Source organism: Streptomyces sp. DT190, assembly GCF_049846985.1.
In the GTDB taxonomy this organism is placed as follows: domain Bacteria; phylum Actinomycetota; class Actinomycetes; order Streptomycetales; family Streptomycetaceae; genus Streptomyces.
In genome coordinates, this window is record NZ_JBNCNM010000029.1 from 109,712 (window position 1) to 117,671 (window position 7,960).

The window sequence follows — 7,960 nt, forward strand, 5'->3', positions numbered from 1 at the left end:
GGGCGCGGGCAACTGCGCGGCCGGCCCCCGCACACCCGCAGCGGCACTCAGTGCGCAGGCCGCACCACCATCGCCGAACCACCACCCCGCCGCACGGTCTCCGCGGCCGCCAGCCACTTCCCCCCGGGCAGCCGCTGCACCCCCGTGGCCGCCCCGATCTCCGGGTTGGCCTTGAAGGAATGCCCGATCGCCTCCAACTGCCGCCTCACGTCGGCGTCGAGCCCCGGCTCCAGCTCGGTCTGCGCGGCGTTGCGCTGGCTGGCCCGGGGCGCCGCGATCGCGTCGACCAGGGGCAGCCCCCGGTCGAGGAACCCGGTGAGCGTCTGCAGCACGGTCGTGATGATCGTCGCGCCGCCCGGCGACCCCAGCGCCACCACGGGCCTGTCGTGCCGGTCGAGGACGATCGTCGGCGACATCGAGGACCGCGGCCGCTTGCCCGGCCCGGGCAGGTTCGGGTCGTGCACGGCCGGGTTGGCCGGGGCGAAGGAGAAGTCCGTCAGCTCGTTGTTGAGGATGAACCCCCGCCCCGGGACGGTGATCCCGCTGCCGCCCGTCTGCTCGATGGTGAGGGTGTAGGAGACGACGTTCCCCCACTTGTCGGCGACGGTCAGGTGCGTGGTGCTGTCACCCTCGTACGTCGTGGGCGCGGCCGTGCCTCCGGTGTCGCACGCCTTCGGATCGCGCGGGTCGCCGGGCGCCACCGGGCTCGTGAGCACCGCGTCGTCCTTGATGAGGCACGCGCGCGAGTCGGCGAACCGCTGCGACAGCAGTTCCTTCGTCGGCACGTCCTCGAAGGCCGGGTCGCCCACCCAGCGGCCCCGGTCGGCGAAGGCGATCCGGCTCGCCTCGATGTACCGGTGCAGGTACGCCGCCCGGCTCGCCTTCGACAGGTCGGTCCGCTCCAGGATGTTGAGCGCCTCGCCGACCGTCGTGCCGCCGGAGGAGGAGGGCGCCATGGAGTAGACCCCCAGGCCCCGGTAGGAGGTCCGGGTGGGTGCCTGGAGCTTGGTGCGGTAGGCGGCCAGGTCCTCGGCGGACAGGTCGCCGGGCCGGGCGTTCCAGCCCGAGGAGGGGTCGACCGGCGGCTCGTTGACCGTCTCGACGACCTCCCGTCCGAGCCGGCCGTGGTAGAGCTCCCCGACCCCCTTGCGCCCGAGCTCCGCGTAGGTGTCCGCGAGGTCGGGGTTCTTGAAGGTGGAGCCGACCTCGGGCAGTTCGCCGCCCGGCAGGAACAGCTCGGCGGTGTCCGGGAAGTAGCGGAAGCGGGCCTCGTTGGAGGCGGCCTGCGAGCGGAAGGTCTCGTCGACCGTGAAGCCGTCGCGGGCGAGCCGCTCGGCCGGCTTGAGCAGGCTCGCGAGCCGCTTGCTGCCCCAGCGGTCCAGGGCCGTCTGCCAGGTGGCGGGCGTGCCGGGCGTGCCGACGCTCAGGCCGCTGCTGACGGCCTCGGCGAAGGGCACCGGCTTGCCGTCCTCGACGAACAGGTCCCGGTCGGCGGTCAGCGGGGCGGTCTCACGGCCGTCGATGGTGCGCACCGTGCGGGACGCGGCGTCGTAGTAGACGAAGTAGCCGCCCCCGCCGATGCCGGCGGAGTAGGGCTCGGTGACGCCGAGGGCCGCGGCCGTGGCGACGGCGGCGTCGACGGCGTTGCCGCCCTTCTTCAGGACCTCGATCCCGGCGGCGGAGGCGTCCGGGTCGACGCTGGAGACCGCGCCGCCGTAGCCGACGGCCAGTGGGGTCTTCTCACCGCCCGGGCTCTGCGCGGCGGGTGGCGCCGCGGCCCCCACCGAAGCCACCACGGCGGCCGAGACCGCCAGGACCGTCAGATTCCGTGCGACAGGGCGACGCATCCGCACCTCCAGGCAAAGGCAGTCCGCGCAGCTTAATTCATCGCCATGGCCTCGTCAGGAGCACGCCGAACGCGTGTCCGCCCGGCCCGCTACCATGCGCGCCCATGAACGACGACGTGCGCAACATCGTCCTGGGCGTGATAGCGGCGGGCATCAGCGGCGCGCTCGGCTGGGTGGCCCGCACCTACCTGTACCGGCGCAGGCTCCGCCGCAAGCAGGCGTTCTTCGGGCTGCCCGACAACTCCGAGTCCCTGCTGGTGGTGAACAGGGGTGCGGCGGGCCCCGAGTTCGCGGTGATGCGCTACGACGTGTTCGCGCTGCTCGAACTGGCCGCCCTCATCAAGGACTGCAACGCCCACGCCCAGATCCTGCCCCACGACACGGCACGTCAGGGCTTCGGTGAGCGTACCGAGTTCTGCGTCGGCGGCCCGGCCTCCAACCGGCGGATGGCGGCCCATCTGTCCTCGTTGCTGCCGGGCGTGCGGGTGAACGTCGACGCCGAACCGGGCCCGGACCGGGGCTCGTTCCTGATCGGCTCGGAGCGCTACCGCGTGGACCACGGCAGGGAGGAGTACGCGCTGCTCGCCCGCCTCACCCCGGACCGCAGCCAGAACACCCGTCCGGTCTTCCTGTTCTGCGGCCAGACGTCGATCACCAATCAGGCCACCACCCGCTACCTCGCCCGCAACCACGAGCGGCTGGCCCGCAAGCACGGCAACACCTCGTTCGTGCTGCTGCTGAAGGTGATCAACTCGCAGGCGTACGGACCGGACGTCGTCGAGCTGGTGGACGACGTCACGCGCGCGGCCCGGTCCGCTCCGCCCGCCGCGGCGACGACTCCCCGCACCACGCACCGCGCCTCCTGAGGTCCTCCGCCCCTCAACAATCGTTACTGGCACGTAACTTACCGACGGGTTACCTCTGGTAAGGGGTCGTGGTTACCGTTCGGTCACTTTGCACTGACACGAGTGAGGAGTGACCCGTGGGACCCCACCGCAAGGCCCTGCGCACCACCGCCGTAGGCGCCGTCTCGGCGACCCTGGTCGCCGGGAGCGCCCTCGGAATCGCCCCCACCGCCCAGGCGGCACCCCATCCCGTCCGCTTCGTCGACATCGGCGGCGACGGCGGCACGGTCCTCAAGGCCAACGTCGTCACCCCGTCCGGCGCCGACCCCGCGCGGCGCCACCCGCTGCTGGTCATGCCCACGAGCTGGGGCCTGCCCCAGATCGAGTACCTCGCCCAGGCCCAGAAGCTCGCCGACTCCGGGTACGTCGTCGTCACCTACAACGTGCGCGGCTTCTGGCAGTCGGGCGGCGAGATAGAGGTGGCGGGCCCGCCCGACGTCGCAGACGCCTCCAAGGTCATCGACTGGGCGCTCGCACACACCCCCTCCGACGCCGGGCGCGTCGGCATGGCGGGCGTCTCCTACGGCGCCGGCATCAGCCTGCTCACCGCCGCGCACGACCGGCGCGTCAGGGCCGTCGCCTCGCTGAGCGGCTGGGCGGACCTGATCGGCTCGATCTACGCCGGGCGCACCCAGCACGTCCAGGCGGCCGCCCTGCTCGACGGCGCGAGCGTGGTCACGGGCCGTCAGGGCGCTGAGGTGCGGCAGGTGTTCGACGACTTCTACAGCTCCGACCTGTCGAAGGAGCCGGCGCTCGTCGCCTGGGGGAAGAAACGTTCCGCTGCGACGTACGTCGACCGGATCAACAGCAACGGCACGGCGATCATGCTCGCCAACGCCTGGGGCGACTCGGTCTTCCCGCCCAACCAGTACGCCGACTTCTACGAGAAGCTGACCGGCCCCAAGCGGCTCCAGATGCGGCCCGGCGACCATGCCACCGCCGAACTGACCGGCCTGTTCGGGCTGCCCAACGACGTGTGGAAGGACACCGAGCGCTGGTTCGACCACCATCTGCGGGGCGTGGACAACGGCGTGGACCGCGAGCAGCCGGTCCGGCTCAGGTCCCGCACCGGGGGCGGCTACGAGGGCTACCCGGACTGGAAGTCGGTCGGCGCGGACTCCCGGAAGATCGCCCTCGCGGGTTCGAGGACCATCCGTGCGAACGTGAACTCGGGCGCGGACGGCGGCGTCGTCCTCCTCTCCGGCATCCTCGACCAGATGGCCCGGGTGCCCCCGGTGGCCTCCCTGCCGCTGCTCCCCCGCCGCTGGGCCGCCGTGTGGCAGTCGGAGAAGTACGCCGCGGCGCAACAGGTGCGCGGCACGGCCCGATTGCACACGACCCTCACCCCGACCAAGGAGAGCGGCACCCTCGTCGCCCATCTGTACGACGTGGGGCCGCTCGGCCTCGGCAAGCTGGTCTCCCACGCGCCGTACACCTTCCACGGGCGCACCCCCGGGAAGCCGTTCGGCGTCGACCTGGAGCTGTACTCCACGGCCTACGACGTCCCGGCCGGGCATCGGCTCGCCCTGGTCGTCGACACGGTCGACCCGCTCTACATCGAGCACAACCCGTCCGGCGCGCAGCTGACCTTCTCCTCGCCGGCGAACGACCCGTCGTACGTGTCGGTTCCGCTGCGCGAGCAGTGATCTCCGGCTGCCGCCGGACGGGCCTGGCCGATGTGAACCACCGCCCCCGTGGTCCGGTCACCACGGGGGCCGCGCCCGGCGGGACACGCCCCGCGGACCGGGCGGGCGGTCTGCTCACCCCGAACGGATCGGCGGCCTTCGGCGAAGTCCCCCTCTCCGACAGGGATGAAGGGCACATCGTAGTCGAGGTCCGGCACGACGAGCCGTCCGGTGCCCGCCCGCTCAGTGCTTGAGGATCTTGGAGAGGAAGTCCTTGGCGCGGTCGCTGCTGGGGTTGGTGAAGAACTCGTCGGGCGTGCGGTCCTCGACGATCGCGCCGTCCGCCATGAAGACGACGCGGTTGGCGGCCGAGCGGGCGAAGCCCATCTCGTGCGTGACGACGATCATGGTCATGCCCTCGCGGGCGAGCTGCCTCATGACCTCGAGCACCTCGTTGATCATCTCCGGGTCGAGCGCCGAGGTCGGCTCGTCGAAGAGCATCGCCTTGGGCTCCATGGCCAGGGCGCGGGCGATCGCCACACGCTGCTGCTGACCGCCGGAGAGCTGTGCCGGGTACTTGTCGGCCTGGTCGGCGACCCCGACCCGCTCGAGGAGTTCCCGGGAGCGCCGGTCGGCGTCCTCCTTCTTGCGCCCACGCACCTTGACCTGCCCCAGCGAGAGGTTCTGCAGGACGGTCTTGTGGGCGAAGAGGTTGAACGCCTGGAAGACCATGCCGACGTCGGCGCGCACCCGGGCCAGCGGCTTGCCCTCCTCCGGCAGCGGCTGCCCGTCCAGGACGATCTCCCCGGACTCGATGGTCTCCAGCCGGTTGATCGCCCGGCACAGCGTCGACTTCCCCGACCCGGACGGGCCGATGACCACGACCACCTCCCCCCGGCCGACGGTGAGGTTGATGTCCCGCAGGACGTGCAGGTCACCGAAGTGCTTGTTGACGTCACGCAGCTCGATCAGCGGATCGACGGCCATACTCAGCCCTACTCACTCTCAGCTGGGTGGTGGTTGCCGCAACGTATCCAGGCACGATCGGATGTGTCGGGCGACACGCACTTTTCGATCATTAGCCGTATTTACGTCGGGCTTTGGGCGAGGTTCCGGCCCGGGGGCTCAGGACTCCGCGACTTCGGCGTACAGCTGGGACAGCTCGGGCACGCCGTTCGCGGCCCACTCGTGGCCGCAGTCCACGACGTCGAACTCCCGGCCGGAGGTGAGCCGTACGACGGGCTGTCCGTCGGAACGGATCTCCCAGGCGGCGCCCGGCACGGTCCGCACGATCACGGTGCCCAGGTAGAGCCCGGCGTCGTTGCCGAGCCAGGTCAGGGTCTCCTCGTCGTCCCGCCAGCGCGGGACGAGCTGGTCCAGCGCCTCCAGGGAGGCCGCCGAGTCGTCCAGCCGGACACCCTCCCGGGACGCCTGGGAGCGGAGCAGTTCGCACTCGGCGAGGAGTTCCGCGATGCCCGCCGGATCGGGGAACCCCACCTTCTGGCGCCGGTGGCCCAGGAAAGGGATGTTCATACGTCCAGCGTGTCATTCGTACCGCCGTATGCACCACAGGGCGCGCGGACCGGGACGGTCGTCGAGTTCACGCCGAGTTCGCGCACGGCTCGTTGACGGGTCGCGGCCGTCTCCCTAGTTTCACCGTGCACCTCGCGCACCGGCTGTCGTTGAGCCTTGCGTTCCGTTTCCGCGGTGCGTGGTCCGCGTCGTGTCCCGATGAGCGGGAGGAGTCGGCAGTTGCGCCGATGTGTCCGGGGGATCGTGGTCGTCCTGGCCCTGTGCGGGTCGCTGGTGCCGGCGGTGTCGGCCCAGGCCGCCGAGCGGGGGCGGGCCGCGCCGGTGCCGCTGGAGCGGCTGTTCGACAACGTCGCCGTCAGCGACGACGACCGGCCCGGGGAGGCCGACTTCGACGGGGCCGGGTCCTCCCTGTCGGCGCGCGACCTCACGGCCGCGGGGTGGACGCCCGGCCGCGCCCTCACCCTCCAGGGTGCCCGGCTGACCTGGCCGAAGCGCGGGCCCGGCGAGCCGGACAACGTCCGCGCCGCCGGGCAGGACGTCCGGGTCGCGGGGCGCGGCGACGCCCTCGCCTTCCTGGTGGCGGGCACCTCGGGCACGGCAACGGGCGGCGAGGGCACGGTGGTCTACGCGAACGGCACCCGCTCCGCGTACCGGCTGACCGCACCCGACTGGCGCACCGGGCCGCTCGCCACGAAGGCCGTGGCCCTGCCGCACGTCAACACGCCCGGCGGGCAACTGGCCGAACGGGCCCGGCTGTACGTCGTGACGGTGCCGCTGGTGCCCGGGCGCGCGGTCGCCTCGGTGCGGCTGCCGAAGGCGGCCGGGCTGCACGTCTTCGCCGTCGCGGTACGGCCGGCGGCGGCCGGCTGGACCGGCAGCTGGACGACGTCCACGGGCGGCTACGCCGCCGTCGGGCCGTGGACGGACCGCACGCTGCGGCTGGTGGTGCACACCTCGGCCGGCGGGCCCCGGGTGCGGGTGCGCTTCGACAACACCTTCGCCGCGGCGCCGGTGCGGATCGGCGCCGCGACGGTGGCCCTGCGGGCCTCGGGGGCGGCCGCACGGGGCGCTCCGGTGCCGCTGTCCTTCGGCGGGGCGGCGGGCGTGGAGGTCCCGGCCGGCGCGCAGGCGTACAGCGACCCCCTGGGCTTCGCCGTGCCGGCCGACGCCGACCTGCTGGTCAGCTTCCACCTGCCCGGCACGGTCGCCGCCGCGCCGCTGCACCGGCCGCAGCAGCGGTCGTACGTCAGCGAACCCGGCGACCACGCGGCGGACGGCTCGGCCGGCCCGTACACGTCGGTGATCACCGCCTGGCCCCTGCTGGCCGGGGTCGACGTGGGCGGCGGGCCGGGGTCCGTGGTGCTGCTGGGCGACTCGATCACCGACGGCGACAAGTCCACGGTGGACGCCAACCGGCGCTGGCCGGACGTCCTGGCGGACCGGCTGCTGAGCCAGGACACCGTCCCGCGCTACGGCGTGCTGAACCAGGGCGTCTCCGGCAACCGGGTGGTCACCGACCGGTACCCCGGCGACGGGGTGTCCACGGACACGGCCGGGGTGAGCGCCCTGCACCGGTTCGACCGGGACGTGCTCGCCCAGACCTCGGCGCGCACGGCGGTCGTCTTCGAGGGCGTCAACGACCTGCGGTGGGACACCTCGGCGGACCAGGTGATCGCCGGCCTGCGGGAGATCGCGGCGCGCGGGCACGCCCGGGGGCTGCGGATGCTCGCCGCGACGATCCTGCCCTGCGAGGGCGAGGCACGCTGCACCGCCGCCGTGGACACCGAGCGCCGGGCTGTGAACGCCTGGATCCGGGACGGCGGGGTCTACGACGGCGTCCTCGACTTCGACGCGGTGGTCCGCGACCCGCAGCAGCCGTCCCGGATGCTGCCCGCCTACGACAGCGGCGACCACCTGCACCCGGGGGACACCGGCCTCGCGGCCCTGGCGGACTCGGTGGACCTGCGGCTGCTCAGGCCCTAGGTGTATTGACCCGGAGCGTTGTTCACGCGGCTGATCGGTGGCTTGCCGCCGAGTGCGGTGTGGCAGC

General features: G+C 72.7%; 6 protein-coding genes. 3 read left to right on the top strand and 3 right to left on the bottom strand.

The window, feature by feature from the left end; genetic code table 11:
• Positions 1 to 47: 47 nt before the first annotated feature.
• The gene (gene ggt, locus ACPXCS_RS35270; RefSeq protein WP_425951601.1) at positions 48 to 1,847 is read right to left on the bottom strand and encodes a gamma-glutamyltransferase; all 1,800 of its coding nucleotides are present in this window, start codon (positions 1,845 to 1,847) and stop codon (positions 48 to 50) included.
• Positions 1,848 to 1,951: 104 nt separating this feature from the next.
• Here ggt and ACPXCS_RS35275 point away from each other — a divergent pair, with 104 nt between their 5' ends.
• Complete coding sequence (locus ACPXCS_RS35275; protein WP_425951602.1) at positions 1,952 to 2,713, top strand: hypothetical protein; 762 nt, start codon at positions 1,952 to 1,954, stop codon at positions 2,711 to 2,713.
• Positions 2,714 to 2,829: 116 nt separating this feature from the next.
• Complete coding sequence (locus tag ACPXCS_RS35280; protein ID WP_425951603.1) at positions 2,830 to 4,398, top strand: CocE/NonD family hydrolase; 1,569 nt, start codon at positions 2,830 to 2,832, stop codon at positions 4,396 to 4,398.
• 222 nt (positions 4,399 to 4,620) lie between these two features.
• On the opposite strand, the gene ACPXCS_RS35285 is transcribed toward ACPXCS_RS35280, so the two are convergent.
• Positions 4,621 to 5,364 carry an amino acid ABC transporter ATP-binding protein gene (locus tag ACPXCS_RS35285; RefSeq protein WP_425951604.1) on the bottom strand — a complete coding sequence of 248 codons (744 nt, stop codon included), beginning with the start codon at positions 5,362 to 5,364 and terminating at the stop codon, positions 4,621 to 4,623.
• A 138-nt stretch (positions 5,365 to 5,502) separates the two neighbouring features.
• Positions 5,503 to 5,910 carry a DUF6278 family protein gene (locus ACPXCS_RS35290; RefSeq protein WP_425951605.1) on the bottom strand — a complete coding sequence of 136 codons (408 nt, stop codon included), beginning with the start codon at positions 5,908 to 5,910 and terminating at the stop codon, positions 5,503 to 5,505.
• Positions 5,911 to 6,108: 198 nt separating this feature from the next.
• Between ACPXCS_RS35290 and ACPXCS_RS35295 the strand changes: the two genes are divergently transcribed.
• Complete coding sequence (locus ACPXCS_RS35295; RefSeq protein ID WP_425951606.1) at positions 6,109 to 7,893, top strand: SGNH/GDSL hydrolase family protein; 1,785 nt, start codon at positions 6,109 to 6,111, stop codon at positions 7,891 to 7,893.
• The last annotated feature ends 67 nt before the right edge of the window (positions 7,894 to 7,960 follow it).

Excerpts from the sequence above, each read along its gene's own strand:
- ggt (WP_425951601.1), bottom strand. The coding sequence starts at position 1,847 with ATGCGTCGCCCTGTCGCACGGAATCTGACGGTCCTGGCGGTCTCGGCC.
- ACPXCS_RS35275 (WP_425951602.1), top strand. The coding sequence starts at position 1,952 with ATGAACGACGACGTGCGCAACATCGTCCTGGGCGTGATAGCGGCGGGC.
- ACPXCS_RS35285 (WP_425951604.1), bottom strand. The coding sequence starts at position 5,364 with ATGGCCGTCGATCCGCTGATCGAGCTGCGTGACGTCAACAAGCACTTC.
- ACPXCS_RS35290 (WP_425951605.1), bottom strand. The coding sequence starts at position 5,910 with ATGAACATCCCTTTCCTGGGCCACCGGCGCCAGAAGGTGGGGTTCCCC.
- ACPXCS_RS35295 (WP_425951606.1), top strand. The coding sequence starts at position 6,109 with ATGAGCGGGAGGAGTCGGCAGTTGCGCCGATGTGTCCGGGGGATCGTG.